We start from the raw sequence: 12,992 nt of genomic DNA on the forward strand, positions 1-12,992 counted from the left end.
GGACCACGCGCCCGCGACGAAGGAGCCGACCCATGTCCAGCACAGCGCCCGGCAGGAAGACGCCGCTGTACGACGTCCACCGCGACCTCGGCGCCCACCTCGTCGACTTCGCCGGCTTCCTGATGCCGCTGCGGTACGCGAGCGAGACCGCCGAGCACCGCGCCGTCCGCGCCGCGGCGGGGCTGTTCGACCTGTCCCACATGGGGGAGGTCTTCGTGGACGGGCCGGAGGCCGGGGCCGCGCTCGACCACGCGCTGGTCGGCAACCTGTCCCCGATGGCCGTCGGCAAGGCCCGCTACACGATGATCTGCGGGGCCGACGGCGGGGTGCTGGACGACCTGATCGTCTACCGGCTGGCCGCGGAGACGTTCATGGTGGTGGCGAACGCCGCCAACGTCGCGACCGTGCGGGAGGCGCTGGCCGAGCGGGCGGCGGGCTTCCCGGGCGCGCGGGTGGTCGACCGGTCCGACGAGTACGCGCTGATCGCGCTGCAGGGCCCGGACGCGCAGGGGATCCTGTCCCGCTTCACCGCCGCGCCGCTGGCCGACCTGCGCTACTACGCGATCATGGCGGACGAGGTCGCGGGCGTGGACGCGCTGATCGCCCGTACCGGCTACACCGGCGAGGACGGCTTCGAGCTGTTCGTGTCCGCCGGGGACGCGGTGCCGCTGTGGAAGGAGCTGGCGGCGGTCGAGGGCGTGACCCCGGCGGGGCTGTCGGCGCGCGACACGCTGCGGCTGGAGGCGGGCATGCCGCTGTACGGCAACGAGCTGACCGCGGAGACCAACCCGTTCGAGGCGGGCCTGGGCCGGGTGGTCAAGCTGGACAAGCCCGTAGATTTCGTGGGAAAGGCCACGTTGGCCGCGCAGGCGCAGACCCCGCCAGGCCGTAGGCTCGTGGGGCTGGTCGCACGCGGCCGCCGGGCGCCCCGCAAGGGGTACGAGGTGGTCACCTCGGACGGCACGCCGTGCGGGGTGGTGACCAGCGGCGCCCCGTCGCCCACACTGGGCACGCCGATCGCGATGGCGTACGTGGACAACGGGGTGGACGAGAGCGGACTCGCCGTCGACGTGCGCGGCCGCCGGGAGCCGGTCGACGTGGTCGCCCTGCCCTTCTACAAGCGTTCCTGAGACCTGGAGAGAGATACCACCGTGAGCGTTCCGGAGCAGCTGCGCTACAGCGAAGAGCACGAATGGGTGTCGGGCCTCGGCAACGAGGACGGCATCGTCACCGTCGGGATCACCGCGCACGCCGCCGACGCCCTCGGCGAGATCGTCTTCCTCGAACTGCAGCCCGGGGAGGGCGACGCGGTCGAGGCCGGCGAGACCTGCGGCGAGGTCGAGTCCACCAAGTCGGTGAGCGACATCTACTCGCCGGTCAGCGGGGAGATCACCGCGATCAACGCCGCCGTGATCGACGAGCCCAAGGTGATCAACGACGATCCGTACGGCGAGGGCTGGATCTTCAAGGTGCGGATCTCCGACGAGCCCGGCGATCTGCTCGACGCCGAGGCCTACGGCAAGCTGATCGAGGAGTCCTGAGCCGTGCCGTCCCCGAAGAACCCGCTGAACGAGTCGCTGGCCGACGCCGACCCGGAGGTCGCCCGCGCGGTGGCCGCCGAGCTGGACCGGCAGCAGTCCACGCTCGAGATGATCGCCTCGGAGAACTTCGCGCCGGTGTCGGTGCTGGAGGCCCAGGGGTCGGTCCTGACCAACAAGTACGCCGAGGGCTATCCGGGCAGGCGCTACTACGGCGGCTGCGAGTTCGTCGACGTCACCGAGCAGCTGGCGATCGACCGCGCCAAGGAGCTGTTCGGCGCCGAGCACGCCAACGTGCAGCCGCACAGCGGCGCGCAGGCCAACACGGCCGTCTACTTCGCGCTGCTCCAGCACGGTGACACGATCCTGGGCCTGGACCTGGCGCACGGCGGCCACCTCACCCACGGGATGCGGCTGAACTACTCCGGCAAGGTGCTGAACGTGGTGCCCTACCACGTGCGCGCCGAGGACGGCCTGGTCGACATGGACGAGGTCGCCGCGCTGGCGGCCGAGCACCGGCCGAAGATGATCGTGGCGGGCTGGTCGGCGTACCCGCGGCAGCTCGACTTCGCCCGGTTCCGCGAGGTCGCCGACTCGGTGGGCGCGCTGCTCATGGTGGACATGGCGCACTTCGCCGGGCTGGTGGCGGCGGGCCTGCACCCCTCGCCGGTGCCGTACGCCGACATCGTGACGACCACCACGCACAAGACGCTGGGCGGTCCGCGCGGCGGGCTGATCCTGGCCCGCGAGGAGTACGGCAAGAAGATCAACTCCGCGGTGTTCCCCGGCATGCAGGGCGGCCCGCTGGAGCACGTGATCGCGGCCAAGGCGGTGGCGCTGAGGATCGCCGCGTCCGAGGAGTTCAAGGACCGGCAGCGGCGCACCGTCGAGGGCGCGAAGATCCTCGCCGAGCGGCTGCTGGCCGAGGACTCGGCCAAGGCCGGCGTGAAGGTCCTCACCGGCGGCACCGACGTCCACCTGGTCCTGGTCGACCTGGTCGACTCCGAGCTGACCGGCCGGGACGCCGAGGACCGGCTGCACGAGATCGGCATCACCGTCAACCGGAACGCCGTGCCCAACGACCCGCGCCCGCCGATGGTCACCTCCGGCCTGCGGATCGGCACGCCCGCCCTGGCCACCCGCGGCTTCACCACCGAGGACTTCACCGAGGTGGCCGACGTCATCGCGCTGGCGCTGCAGCCGTCCTTCGACAGGGAGGCGCTGGCGGCGCGGGTGCGGGCGCTGGCGGTCAAGCACCCGCTCTACCCGACCCTGTAAGCCGACCCCCGCACGGGCCGCCCCGGCCGGAGACCCCGGTCCGCGGGCGGCCTTCGTCCCCCGCCCGCGACCCGGAGGGGACGGGAAGGTGGCATCCATGGCGATCAGCGTCTTCGACCTCTTCAAGATCGGTATCGGGCCGTCGTCGTCCCACACCGGGGGCCCGATGGCGGCCGCGCACCGCTTCGCGCGCGGCCTGGAGCGGGACGGCCTGCTGGCGCGGACCGCGTCCGTGCGGGCGGTGCTGTACGGCTCGCTCGGCCTCACCGGCAAGGGCCACGGCAGCGACAAGGCCGTCATCCTCGGCCTGGAGGGCGACAAGCCGGAGACCGTCGACGTCGACACCGTGGACGACCGGCTGGCCGCGATCCGCTCGCGCGGCGCGCTGCGCCTGTTCGGCGCGCACGACGTCCCGTTCGCGGTGAACGACCACCTGGTGTTCGAGCGCAAGGAGTCGCTGCCCGGCCACCCCAACGGGATGCGCTTCACCGCGTACGCCGCCGGGGGCGAGGAGCTCCGCTCCCGGGTCTACTACTCGGTCGGCGGCGGGTTCGTCGTGGACGAGAACGCCACCGGCGCCGACCGGATCCAGCCCGACGACACCGTCCTGCCGCACCGCTTCGACACCGCCGCCGAGCTGCTGGAGCGCTGCCGGGAGACGGGCCTGTCGGTCTCGGCGCTGATGCTGGAGAACGAGCGCGCCTTCGGCCGCACCGAGGCGGAGATCCGCTCCGGGCTGGTCGAGCTGTGGCATGTCATGCGGGCGTGCGTCGACCGCGGCTGCTCCCGCGAGGGCCTGCTGCCCGGCGGCTTGAAGGTCCGCCGCCGCGCGCCGCAGCTGCACCGGCAGCTGGTGGCCGACAAGGGCGCCGACCCGCTGCACGCGATGGACTGGGTCACCCTGTTCGCCCTGGCCGTGAACGAGGAGAACGCCGCCGGGGGCCGGATCGTCACCGCGCCCACCAACGGGGCGGCGGGCATCGTCCCGGCGGTGCTGCACTACTACGCGAGGTTCGTGCCGGGCGCCTCCGACGAGGGCGCCGCCCGCTTCCTCCTCACCGCCGGGGCGATCGGCGTGCTGTTCAAGCAGAACGCGTCCATCTCCGGCGCCGAGGTCGGCTGCCAGGGCGAGGTCGGCTCGGCCTGCTCGATGGCCGCCGCCGGGTTCACCGAGGTCCTCGGCGGCACGCCCGAGCAGGTGGAGAACGCCGCCGAGATCGGCATCGAGCACAACCTGGGCCTGACCTGCGACCCGGTCGGCGGGCTCGTCCAGGTGCCGTGCATCGAGCGCAACGCGGTCGGCGCGGTCAAGGCGATCAGCGCCACCCGCATCGCGCTGCGCGGCGACGGCCGGCACTTCGTCTCGCTCGACCGCGCCATCAAGACGATGAAGGACACCGGCCGCGACATGCTCGACAAGTACAAGGAGACCAGCCGCGGCGGCCTTGCGGTCAATGTAGTCGAATGCTGACAGAGCGTGGTGATACCATCTTGGTATGCTCGACATCATGACCACCCGTAGCGTCCGCATCCCCGACGACATCGACGCCCTGCTGATCAAGGCCGCGCAGGAGGAGCACATCTCCGTCAACGCCGCCGTGGTCCAGGCCGTCGAGGAATGGGCGCGGATGCGCGGGCACCGCGCCCGCGTCCGCGCCGTCACGGCACAGGTGATGGCCGAGGACGCGGCTCTGCTCGACCGGCTGGCCGACGCGTGACCGAGTACCTCACGGCGGACGACCTGATCGAGATCAACGCCGCCGTGCTGGGCGGCACGGCGGCCGTCCGCGACGCCGGACTGGTGTCCTCCTCGGCGATGCGCCCGGCCACCGTCGCGTTCGGCGTCGAGGCGTACGCCACCCTGGAGGAGAAGGCCGCCGCACTGCTCCATTCGGTGATCTGCAATCACGCCTTCGTCGACGGCAACAAGCGGACCGCCTGGACCGCCGCCCGAGTCATGCTGGCCCTCCACGACAAGCGTCCGGCGCTCACCGACGACGAGGCGTTCGAGCTGGTGGTGCGGGTCGCGACATCGTGTTCGCAGATCGAGGTCAAGGAGATCGCGGCGGCCCTGAACGTGGCCGACATCCCCGCCTGAACGGTCAGTGGCGCGGCCGCCCCTGCCAGCGCCACTGGGTGCGGCGCGGGTGGCCGGGGAGTTCGCCGCGGCCGGTGGCCCACAGCAGGGTCGGCCAGGGGTCGGCGCCGGTCGGGGCGTCCGGGAACAGCCGGGTGAGCACGCGGGCGCACAGGTCGGCGGGCGGCTCCCACGCCGGTCCAAGGCCCTGGGCGAGGTCGTGGGTGTGGACGAGGGTCTCCACGATCCCCATCGCGGCGAAGCCCTCGGCGTCGGAGTCGCCGTAGACGTGGTGGGCCAGCACGTCCGGCGGGGTGGTGCGCACCATGGCGCCCAGCAGCGCCCCGCTCGCCTGGAGCACCTGCAGCAGCCCCGAGGGCCCGGCGCCGCGGTCGGCGTGGACGGCGTTGGCGGGGCCGCCCGGACGCCGGCTCTCCCAGACGAACGGGACGTGGCCGTCGAGCGGCGGCGTCCGGAGGCCGAGCTGGGCCGCGTACGAGAAGAGGTCGTCGCTCAGGTGCTCGGCGGTCTCCCAGCACGTCCATTCCAGGGAGCCCGCCTTGGCGTCCCAGGCCCGTGGGTCCGCGGGCGCTTCGCGCAGGGCGGCGACGGCGAGGCCGACGGCCCGGTCGAGGTCGTCGGCGGTCACGGGGTCCATGACGCCACGCTAACCGATCATGCGGGTGCCGGTGACCGGGCGGCGGATAGCCTGTGTGCCGCCACCCGCACCGATCCGGTCCTGGAGCCCGCCTTGCCGTCCGACGCCGCGGTACGACCCGCCGAGATCGCCGACGTGCCCCGCGCGGCCCGGACGCTGCGGCGGGCGTTCGCCGACAACGTCTTCACCCGGCACGTCATCGCCGCCGACGACCATCTGCGTCGGTTGGAGGAGTTCCAGGAGCTGTTCGTCGCCCGGATCGGCCTCCCGCACGGGCGGGTCTGGGTCGCCGGAGACGTGGAGGCGGTGTCGGTGTGGACGACCCCGGAGACCGGCCCGGAGATCTTCGCCGAGCTGGCGTCCCGGTTCGCGGAGCTGGCCGGTGACCGGCTGGCCGCGTACGAGACGGCGGAGACGGCCATGGCGGCCCACCGGCCGCGCGGGCCGGTCTGGTTCCTCGGCGTGGTCGGCGTCGATCCCGCGCGGCAGGGCTCGGGGCTGGGCCGCGCGGTGATCCGCCCGGGGCTGGAGGCCGCCGAGCGCGACGGCGTCCCCGCGTTCCTGGAGACCTCCGAGGCCCGCAACGTCGCGTTCTACGAGCGTCTCGGCTTCGAGGTGACGGCCGAGTACCCGCTGCCGCTCGGCGGCCTGACGACCTGGTCGATGATCCGGCGTCCGCGCCGCGGATCAGTCCTCCCGCCGTGACGCCGCCTCGATCATGGTGAGGACGTCGGTGGACGGGCGGACGTCGCCGAAGGAGCGGTAGATCGTGTGCAGTGTCGCGTTGTGGTCCCGGTCGCAGCGGGCCGCGTTGGCGTCGGCGACCATCACGACCCGGAACCCGAGGGTGGAGGCGTCGCGCGCCGACGACTCGCAGCACACGTTGGTGACGGTGCCGGTGATGAGGACGGTGTCGGCCCGACGCTCCTCCAGCAGGCGGGGCAGGGCGCAGCGTCCCGGGAAGAAGGCGCTGGGGGCGAACTTCTCCACGAACAGGTCCTCGTCCGGACGCGGCGCGAGCCCGTGCCACAGCCGCCCTTCCAGGGGGCCCGAGCCGCCGGCCGTGCGGTAGGCCTCGGCGGCCTCCGGGCCGTGGAACTCCTCGGTCGCCGGCGTCCGCGCGCCCGCCCCGGGCAGCACCCACGCGACCGTGCCGCCGGCCGCGCGGAGCGCGTCCGCGAGGCCGCCGATGGCGGGCACGATGCCGCGGCAGTACGGGTTGGTGGCCACGAAGAACGGCACCATGTCGATGACGACCAGCGCCGTGCGCTCCGGCACGAGCCGGGTGAAGGCGAAGCGGCGGCCCCGCCTCTGTTCGTGCCGCTCGTACTCGCGGGTCTCGATCCGCCAGTCGTGCGTCCGCTCCGCGTCCCCCATGGCCACCTCTTCGTGTCGCACCGGCTCACTAGTGTTCCGCCATGTCCGAGTCTTTTGGTGTTCCCGGCCTGCGGTATGTCGCGGACTGGCTGGCGCCCGGCGCGTGCGCGTCCCTGCTCCCGCTCATCGACGCCGCCGAGTGGTCCACGGAGCTGCGGCGGCGCGTCCAGCACTACGGGCGGCGCTACGACTACGGGCGGCGCTACGACTACGGCCGCCGCGGTCTGGCGGCGGACGCGCGGGCCGGCGCCGCGCCGCCGCTTCCCGGGTGGGCCCGCCGCCTGGGGGCGCGCCTCGTGGACGAGGGCGTCATGGACCGCGAGCCGGACCAGGCGATCATCAACGAGTACGAGCCGGGCCAGGGCATCGTTCCGAGTGAGTCTTGATTTCCAACTTCGCAGGTGGAAGGGTGTCCGTTATGCACTCCACCGGCTTGAAGATCCAGGACAGCGTGGCACTGGTCACCGGGGCCAACCGGGGGCTCGGGCGGGCCCTGGCGCTGGCGCTGCGCGAACGGGGCGCCCGGACGGTCTACGCGGGCGAGCGCGACCCCGGCTCCGTGACCGATCCGGGCCTGGTCCCGGTCTCGCTCGACATCACCGACCCGAAGGCGGTGGAGGCGGCGGCCGAGGCGTGCGGCGAGGTCACCCTGCTGGTCAACAACGCGGGGATCGGGCGCGGCAGCGGCCTGGTCACGGCGCCCTCGATGGAGGCGGCCCGCGCCGAGATGGAGACCAACTTCTTCGGCACGCTCGCCATGTGCCGGGCGTTCGCGCCGGTGCTCGCCCGCAACGGCGGCGGCGCGATCGTGAACGTGCTGTCGGTGCTGTCGTGGATCACGCTGCCCGGGGCGGCGTCGTACTCGGCGTCCAAGGCCGCGGCCTGGTCGATGACCAACGGGGTGCGGGCGGAGCTGCGCGAGCAGGGCACGTCGGTGGTGGCCGTGCACGCCGCGTTCATCGACACCGACATGGCGGCGCATGTGGACGCGCCCAAGATCAGCCCGGCCGAGGTGGCAGCGCAGGCCCTCGACGCCGTCGAGGCGGGCGAGCAGGAGGTCCTCGCGGACGGCATCAGCCGCGCGGTCGCGTCCTCCCTGTCCCAGAACCGCCAGGGGCGCGCGGGCTAGGGGGAAGAGGGGCCGGGGAGGCGGTTCCAGGCGCGGCGGAAGCCCGCGGGAAACGCTTCGATGGGCAGCGGGTGCCGCCAGCCCTCCTTCCAGGCCTTTTCCATCTCCGCGGGGAGGTGGCGCTCGTGGCAGGCCGCCGCCATCTCGGCGGCCTGGGCCGAGATGTGGGCGAGGGTGAGCTCGACGGCGCCCTCGTCCACGTCCCAGTGGTCCTGCCAGCCCGCGGGCATGGGGGCGGCCAGGGCGTCGAGCCACTCGGGCCAGCGGGACGGACGGCCCTCCCGGGTCAGGTGGTGGTGCCAGGCGACCGGGAACCACCACGGGGCCGCGCCCGGCTTGGGTTTGGCCAGATGGCCGTAGGTCTTGGACGTGGTGCGCGAGATGTGGAGGAAGGGGACGGCGGCCGTGCCGATCAGGATGTCGGCGTCCTCGTCGCCCATGCCGATCTCGGCGAAGGCGCGGCGGAGCCCCGCGTGGACGGCGTCGCCGTCGGGCCTGCCGCGCCGGCCGGGGCCCGGGAGCCGTGCTTCCAGGTCCTCCCCCAGCGGAAGCGGCACGCACGGGGTGAAGTCCGGCACGGCCAGGATCTCGACGCGGTCGCCGCCGTAGGGGACGTGGCAGACGAGATCGCCGATCAGCGCGCACCGGCCGCCCACCCCGGCCAGGCTCTGCTCGCCCGAGGGGAGGTCGACGCGGGCGGCGATCGTGTCGTGCTTCTCGGTGTAGAGGACCACCAGCGCGTCGCCGAAAAAGCCCATGCCGTGCACGTGGCACCCGAAGTAGGGATTGTAGGTCTGGACGTCCACCCGGACGCGCGGCAGCCCCGGGCCGGCCACGTTGATCGTCAGGTCGACCGGGACGATGCCCCGCACCGGCTCGCCGGTGACCTCTTCGACCCACGCGACGCGGCCGGTGGCGGCGTCGACCGTACCGCCCAGAACCTCCAGGCCCGCGCCGGCGGGCAGCCCGCTCATCGTCTTCAGGGAGATGCCTCCGCTGCCCGGCGGGGGCGTCTCGGTGTACGGGCCGTCCAGCCCCAGCGCCGCCCCGATCGCGGCCAGCAGGTCGTCGTGGCTCACCGGGACAGCACGCCCCGGCCGACCGGGGTGTGGGCGCCCTCCATGGCGGGCCGCCCGCAGTGCGCGCAGATCAGGACGGGGTCCAGGAGCTCCCCGCAGGAGTGGTGCCAGCGGACGGGCGGGTCGTCGGGGTTGATGTGGCGGTCGCCCCACTTCATGAGCGCGGTCAGGACCTCGCCCAGCTCCCGCCCGGAGGCGGTCAGGTGGTACTCGTGGCGGGGCGGGTGGTCGCTGTAGCGCTCGCGGCGGATGATGCCCGCGGCCTCCAGCTTGCGGAGGCGGGCGGTGAGGATGTCGCGGGACGCGCCGGTGTTGCGGACCATGGCGTCGAACCGCCGTACCCCGTGGAAGAGTTCGCGGACGGCGAGGATCGTCCAGCGTTCGCCGATGATGTCGAGCGTGTCGGCGATCGAGCAGGGGCGCGGATCGGCGTCCTTCGGCATGCCTCTCATCTTAGGAACGTTCGGCGGCGGTCGTACCAGGTTCGGCGGGCTCGGTTGGAGAACGCGACCCACCGGTCATAAAACTCGGAGACCGGACTGTGCGCGTCACGGCCTCCGAGGGACGGGCCGCTCAGTGGAAGGGGCCCGTGCTTTGATGCGTGTGAATTATCCCTCCGTAACGTCGAAGGGCTCCTCATGGAGCCGGCCGTTCTCCTTGGACGTTTCGCAAGCGAACCTCCGTCCCCTCGACGCCGTTTCCTCTCGGACGATAGCTCAGTGACCTGCGGATTCAGGGATTGAATCACCCAAAATCCGTCAAAATCGCCTCAGACCACCGTCCGCCGCTCGCGCCCGCCGCCCGACAGCGGCCGGAGCTTGACCACGGCGGGCAGCGACTCGCGCTCCAGTGCCACGCGCAGCCGGGGCACGGCCTCCTCGCCGATCCGGCGGCGCAGCGCGTCCAGATCGGCCCGGCCGCCGTAGGCGACGCTGAGGTTCAGCCGCGGGCGGCGGGACGTGCCGAGCAGGTGGGCGCGCACGCCCTGCACGTCCGGGTACTCCGCGATCTCCTCCTCCAGCGTCGCGGTGACGGCCTGCCCCGACACCCGGGTCGCGCCCGCGGACGGGTCGGGCTCCAGCGCCAGGCCCGGCAGCCGCTCCGAACGCGCCTGCGCCAGCAGCCACGCCAGCCCCAGCAGCGCCAGCACCACCCCGCCGGCGGCCACGGCCGGCCAGAACCAGCCCTGTCCGGCGGCGTAGCGGCGCATCGCGTCGGTGATCAGCGGATCGGCCGCCGCGTCCCGGCCGAACGCGCCCAGCCCGCGGGCGAGCCCGAGGATCCCGGCGACCAGCAGGACCAGGCCGAGCAGGGCCAGGCCCACATGGTTGGGCCGGGAAGCGTGACGGTTCATCCGGGCTCCTCAGTGCTCAGTGCTCAGTGCTCGGGGCTCAGTGCTCGGGGCTCAGTGCTCGGGACGGCGGACGGCGACGGCCACGCGGCGCGCGGGCATCGGCCCGATCTCGTCGAGCCGCCGCCGCACGGCCTCGGCCACCCGCTCGTCCAGGTCCCCGGGCTCGTGCATCGCGGTGCCCACGACCACCTTCGCCCGGTGCCGCCGGACCTTCGCGCGGTGGACGTCCTCGACGCCCTCCACGCTCCGGGCCGCGTCGGCGACCACGTTCCGCAGGCCGTGCCGGGTGATGCCGACCACCAGCTCGGGGTCGTCGCCGTGCAGCGGCACCAGCCGCCCGCGTCCCGGGAGCAGGCCCGCCGGCAGGAGGAGCAGCCCGAGCAGCGCCAGGACCGCGGAGATCAGCAGCGGCGCCCAGTCCTTGTACCGCGCGCCTGTCGCCCACGCGGCCACCCGCTCGTACGGGACGAGCCGCGCCGGGCTCCCGGCCAGCGCGGAGATCGTCTCGATGGCGGTGAGCACGCCCACGACGGTGATCAGCAGGGCGGCGGGCAGCGCGAGCCAGAGCCGGCGGGAGCGGAAGGCGCGGCGGGCCGCGCGGTCGGCGGCGCGGGCCGCGGTCCGTCCGGAGGGCGCCGCACTGGCACCGCCGGGGCCGTGCTTGGGCAGCTGCCCGGCGTGCGTGGTCACCGGACCACCCGCCGAGAGCGTTCGGGCCCGGCCTCGCGGCGCTCCAGCCCGGCCACGTCGACGTCCACCTGCCGCACCGTGAGTCCGGTGAGGTCCTGGACGCGGTCGCGCACGCGCTCGCGCACCCGGGAGGCCACCTCACGCACCGGCTCCGGGTACATCACGGCCAGTCGCACGCGGGCCGTGACCAGGGTGCCCTTGACGCTCACGTCCACGCGCGGTCCGCGGCCCTTGATCGGGCCCCGGCCCACGCCGCGGCCGGAGACGGATTCGCCGAGCCCGCCCGCGTCCTCGCGGAGCGCGTGCCGGACGATCCGGGCCACCGCCCGCTCCGCGATCGTGGTGTGGCCGCGCGTGTCCGGCGACGTCATGACGGGCCCTTGCGGGCACGGAACGAGGAGAACAGCTCGACCAGGTCCAGATCGCCGGTGGCCGCGAGCCCGACCAGCAGGCCCAGCACGCCGAGCACCAGCACGATCACGAAGGTGCCGAACCCCCCGAACGCCCCGGCGAACCCGAGCGCGGTCCCGAAGCCCAGCCCGATCGCGGGCCAGGCCGTCCTTGCGTCCATGTCACTTCCCCTTCACAGCAGGCGGCGCGCGCGCCTGCGGCGCTCCCGCCACCGGGTCAGCCGGGCGAGCGGGCCGCGGCCGATCCGGACGACCTCGACCGGGGCCCGGCCGCGGGACCGGGCCGCGGCGGCGCGCATCCGGCGCAGACCGGCGGCGAACTCCGCCGGGTCGCCGCCCACGTCGGGGTGGTGCGCCCGCACCCACGCGCGGAACGCCGCGCGGTCCTCGGCGGTCATCATCCGGGCGGCCCGCCGTAGGCGATGTCGCCGATCAGCACGTTCACCGGCACGTCACCGGCCAGCGGCCGCGCGGCGCGGCGCACCGACTCGGCGACCTCCTCCAGCGGAAGGCCCGCGCGGGCGACCACGCCCACCTCGATCTCGCCGTCGCGGACGGCGACGCCCTCGTAGGGCGGCCCGGGGCGGTAGGTCACCACGTAGCCGCGCGGCCCGGCGGTCAGGCCCGCCACGCCGGGCAGCACGCGCACGGCGGCGCCGATCCGCTCGGCCCGCTCGGCGCGCGGCTCCGCGCGCGGAGCCGTCCGGGCGGACGGCTCCGCCCGGGTCCCCGCGCTCATCGCACGCGCGGTTCGGCCGGCTCGGGCTCCGCTTCCTCCTCGCCGGGCACGTGGATGTCGGCCACGGCGATGTTGACCTCGACGACGTCGAGGCCGCACATGTGCTCGATCTCGTTGATCACGTTGTCCCGCACGGCCGTGGCCAGATCGGGGATGGAGCTGCCGTACTCGACGATCAGGTCGAGGTCCACGGCGGCCTGCTTCTCGCCGACCTGCACCGCCACGCCCTGCGTCATGCTCTGCCGGCCCATGCCGCCGGGCAGCCGCCCGCGGACCGAGCCGAAGGTGCGGGACATGCCCGCGCCCATGTCGTGCACGCCGCCGATCTCGCGCGCCGCCATGCCGGCGATCTTCGCCACCACCCCGTCGGCGATCTTGGTGCGGCCCTGCTGGGTCACCAGCTCGCTGGCGCCGGTGCCGGACGGCCGCTCCAGGCCCTTACCGGCCCTCGCGCCCTCCGGCGCGGCCTGCTGCTCGGATCCCGGACGCGGCGCCTGGCTCGGCAGCGACGTCTCCGCGGGCCGTTCCGTGGTGGACGACCGGACTTTTCCCTCACTCACGACCGCAACCCCCCATTGATGGTCGATGGTGTGCAGGTTCATGCTCACAAATCGTCACACCAAAACCACCAAAGGCAACAATAACCAGGTCAACTCGGCTTTG

The 12,992-nt window shown here is 73.7% G+C and carries 20 protein-coding genes; 9 read left to right on the plus strand and 11 right to left on the minus strand.

What is annotated here, in order from left to right:
* The first annotated feature begins 32 nt into the window (after window positions 1-32).
* The 6 genes from gcvT (at window position 33) to ACZ466_RS14280 (ending at window position 4,914) form a co-directional block, all read left to right on the plus strand.
* Window positions 33-1,130, plus strand: a complete 1,098-nt coding sequence (gene gcvT / locus ACZ466_RS14255; RefSeq protein WP_378280713.1) for a glycine cleavage system aminomethyltransferase GcvT — start codon at window positions 33-35, stop codon at window positions 1,128-1,130.
* 21 nt (window positions 1,131-1,151) lie between these two features.
* Window positions 1,152-1,541 carry a glycine cleavage system protein GcvH gene (gene gcvH / locus ACZ466_RS14260; protein WP_378280712.1) on the plus strand — a complete coding sequence of 130 codons (390 nt, stop codon included), beginning with the start codon at window positions 1,152-1,154 and terminating at the stop codon, window positions 1,539-1,541.
* 3 nt (window positions 1,542-1,544) lie between these two features.
* Window positions 1,545-2,816 (plus strand): serine hydroxymethyltransferase, encoded by a 1,272-nt coding sequence (locus tag ACZ466_RS14265; RefSeq protein ID WP_378280711.1) that lies wholly within the window; start codon window positions 1,545-1,547, stop codon window positions 2,814-2,816.
* A 97-nt stretch (window positions 2,817-2,913) separates the two neighbouring features.
* Window positions 2,914-4,287: an L-serine ammonia-lyase gene (locus ACZ466_RS14270; protein WP_378280710.1), complete on the plus strand. Its 1,374-nt coding sequence runs from the start codon at window positions 2,914-2,916 to the stop codon at window positions 4,285-4,287.
* 37 nt (window positions 4,288-4,324) lie between these two features.
* Window positions 4,325-4,534 carry a hypothetical protein gene (locus ACZ466_RS14275; RefSeq protein ID WP_378280709.1) on the plus strand — a complete coding sequence of 70 codons (210 nt, stop codon included), beginning with the start codon at window positions 4,325-4,327 and terminating at the stop codon, window positions 4,532-4,534.
* Entirely contained in the window at window positions 4,531-4,914 is a 384-nt protein-coding gene (locus tag ACZ466_RS14280; protein ID WP_378280708.1) for a type II toxin-antitoxin system death-on-curing family toxin, read from the plus strand. Before ACZ466_RS14275 ends, ACZ466_RS14280 begins: the two co-directional genes overlap by 4 nt.
* A gap of 4 nt (window positions 4,915-4,918) precedes the next feature.
* Here ACZ466_RS14280 and ACZ466_RS14285 read toward each other — a convergent pair whose 3' ends face one another.
* Window positions 4,919-5,551 carry a hypothetical protein gene (locus ACZ466_RS14285; protein ID WP_378280707.1) on the minus strand — a complete coding sequence of 211 codons (633 nt, stop codon included), beginning with the start codon at window positions 5,549-5,551 and terminating at the stop codon, window positions 4,919-4,921.
* A gap of 93 nt (window positions 5,552-5,644) precedes the next feature.
* On the opposite strand from ACZ466_RS14285, the gene ACZ466_RS14290 reads away from it, so the two are divergent.
* Window positions 5,645-6,256: a GNAT family N-acetyltransferase gene (locus ACZ466_RS14290; protein ID WP_378280706.1), complete on the plus strand. Its 612-nt coding sequence runs from the start codon at window positions 5,645-5,647 to the stop codon at window positions 6,254-6,256.
* Here the strand turns inward: ACZ466_RS14290 and ACZ466_RS14295 are convergent.
* Window positions 6,239-6,949: an isochorismatase family protein gene (locus tag ACZ466_RS14295; protein ID WP_378280705.1), complete on the minus strand. Its 711-nt coding sequence runs from the start codon at window positions 6,947-6,949 to the stop codon at window positions 6,239-6,241. The genes ACZ466_RS14290 and ACZ466_RS14295 overlap by 18 nt on opposite strands.
* A 20-nt stretch (window positions 6,950-6,969) precedes the next feature.
* On the opposite strand from ACZ466_RS14295, the gene ACZ466_RS14300 reads away from it, so the two are divergent.
* Together ACZ466_RS14300 and ACZ466_RS14305 are read left to right on the plus strand one after the other, a co-directional pair.
* Entirely contained in the window at window positions 6,970-7,314 is a 345-nt protein-coding gene (locus ACZ466_RS14300) for a 2OG-Fe(II) oxygenase family protein (protein ID WP_378280704.1), read from the plus strand.
* A gap of 32 nt (window positions 7,315-7,346) precedes the next feature.
* Window positions 7,347-8,057, plus strand: a complete 711-nt coding sequence (locus ACZ466_RS14305; protein ID WP_378280703.1) for an SDR family oxidoreductase — start codon at window positions 7,347-7,349, stop codon at window positions 8,055-8,057.
* On the opposite strand, the gene ACZ466_RS14310 is transcribed toward ACZ466_RS14305, so the two are convergent.
* From ACZ466_RS14310 to ACZ466_RS14350, 9 genes are all read right to left on the minus strand, one after another.
* The gene (locus tag ACZ466_RS14310; RefSeq protein WP_378280702.1) at window positions 8,054-9,136 is read right to left on the minus strand and encodes a hypothetical protein; all 1,083 of its coding nucleotides are present in this window, start codon (window positions 9,134-9,136) and stop codon (window positions 8,054-8,056) included. The two genes, ACZ466_RS14305 and ACZ466_RS14310, sit on opposite strands and share 4 nt — an antisense overlap.
* Window positions 9,133-9,579, minus strand: a complete 447-nt coding sequence (locus tag ACZ466_RS14315; protein WP_378280701.1) for a winged helix-turn-helix transcriptional regulator — start codon at window positions 9,577-9,579, stop codon at window positions 9,133-9,135. Before ACZ466_RS14315 ends, ACZ466_RS14310 begins: the two co-directional genes overlap by 4 nt.
* Before the next feature lie 326 nt (window positions 9,580-9,905).
* Window positions 9,906-10,490, minus strand: coding sequence for an alkaline shock response membrane anchor protein AmaP (locus ACZ466_RS14320; RefSeq protein WP_378280700.1), 585 nt, complete (start codon window positions 10,488-10,490; stop codon window positions 9,906-9,908).
* Between the two features lie 51 nt (window positions 10,491-10,541).
* Complete coding sequence (locus ACZ466_RS14325; protein WP_378280699.1) at window positions 10,542-11,180, minus strand: DUF6286 domain-containing protein; 639 nt, start codon at window positions 11,178-11,180, stop codon at window positions 10,542-10,544.
* Complete coding sequence (locus tag ACZ466_RS14330; RefSeq protein ID WP_378280698.1) at window positions 11,177-11,551, minus strand: Asp23/Gls24 family envelope stress response protein; 375 nt, start codon at window positions 11,549-11,551, stop codon at window positions 11,177-11,179. Before ACZ466_RS14330 ends, ACZ466_RS14325 begins: the two co-directional genes overlap by 4 nt.
* Window positions 11,548-11,751, minus strand: coding sequence for a hypothetical protein (locus ACZ466_RS14335; RefSeq protein ID WP_378280697.1), 204 nt, complete (start codon window positions 11,749-11,751; stop codon window positions 11,548-11,550). The genes ACZ466_RS14330 and ACZ466_RS14335 overlap by 4 nt, the downstream gene beginning before the upstream one ends.
* A gap of 12 nt (window positions 11,752-11,763) precedes the next feature.
* The gene (locus ACZ466_RS14340) at window positions 11,764-11,991 is read right to left on the minus strand and encodes a hypothetical protein (protein ID WP_378280696.1); all 228 of its coding nucleotides are present in this window, start codon (window positions 11,989-11,991) and stop codon (window positions 11,764-11,766) included.
* The gene (locus ACZ466_RS14345; RefSeq protein WP_378280695.1) at window positions 11,988-12,329 is read right to left on the minus strand and encodes a hypothetical protein; all 342 of its coding nucleotides are present in this window, start codon (window positions 12,327-12,329) and stop codon (window positions 11,988-11,990) included. Before ACZ466_RS14345 ends, ACZ466_RS14340 begins: the two co-directional genes overlap by 4 nt.
* Window positions 12,326-12,763 (minus strand): Asp23/Gls24 family envelope stress response protein, encoded by a 438-nt coding sequence (locus tag ACZ466_RS14350; protein ID WP_378280855.1) that lies wholly within the window; start codon window positions 12,761-12,763, stop codon window positions 12,326-12,328. Before ACZ466_RS14350 ends, ACZ466_RS14345 begins: the two co-directional genes overlap by 4 nt.
* Window positions 12,764-12,992 lie beyond the last annotated feature (229 nt).

This window comes from Actinomadura rugatobispora (genome assembly GCF_055379765.1).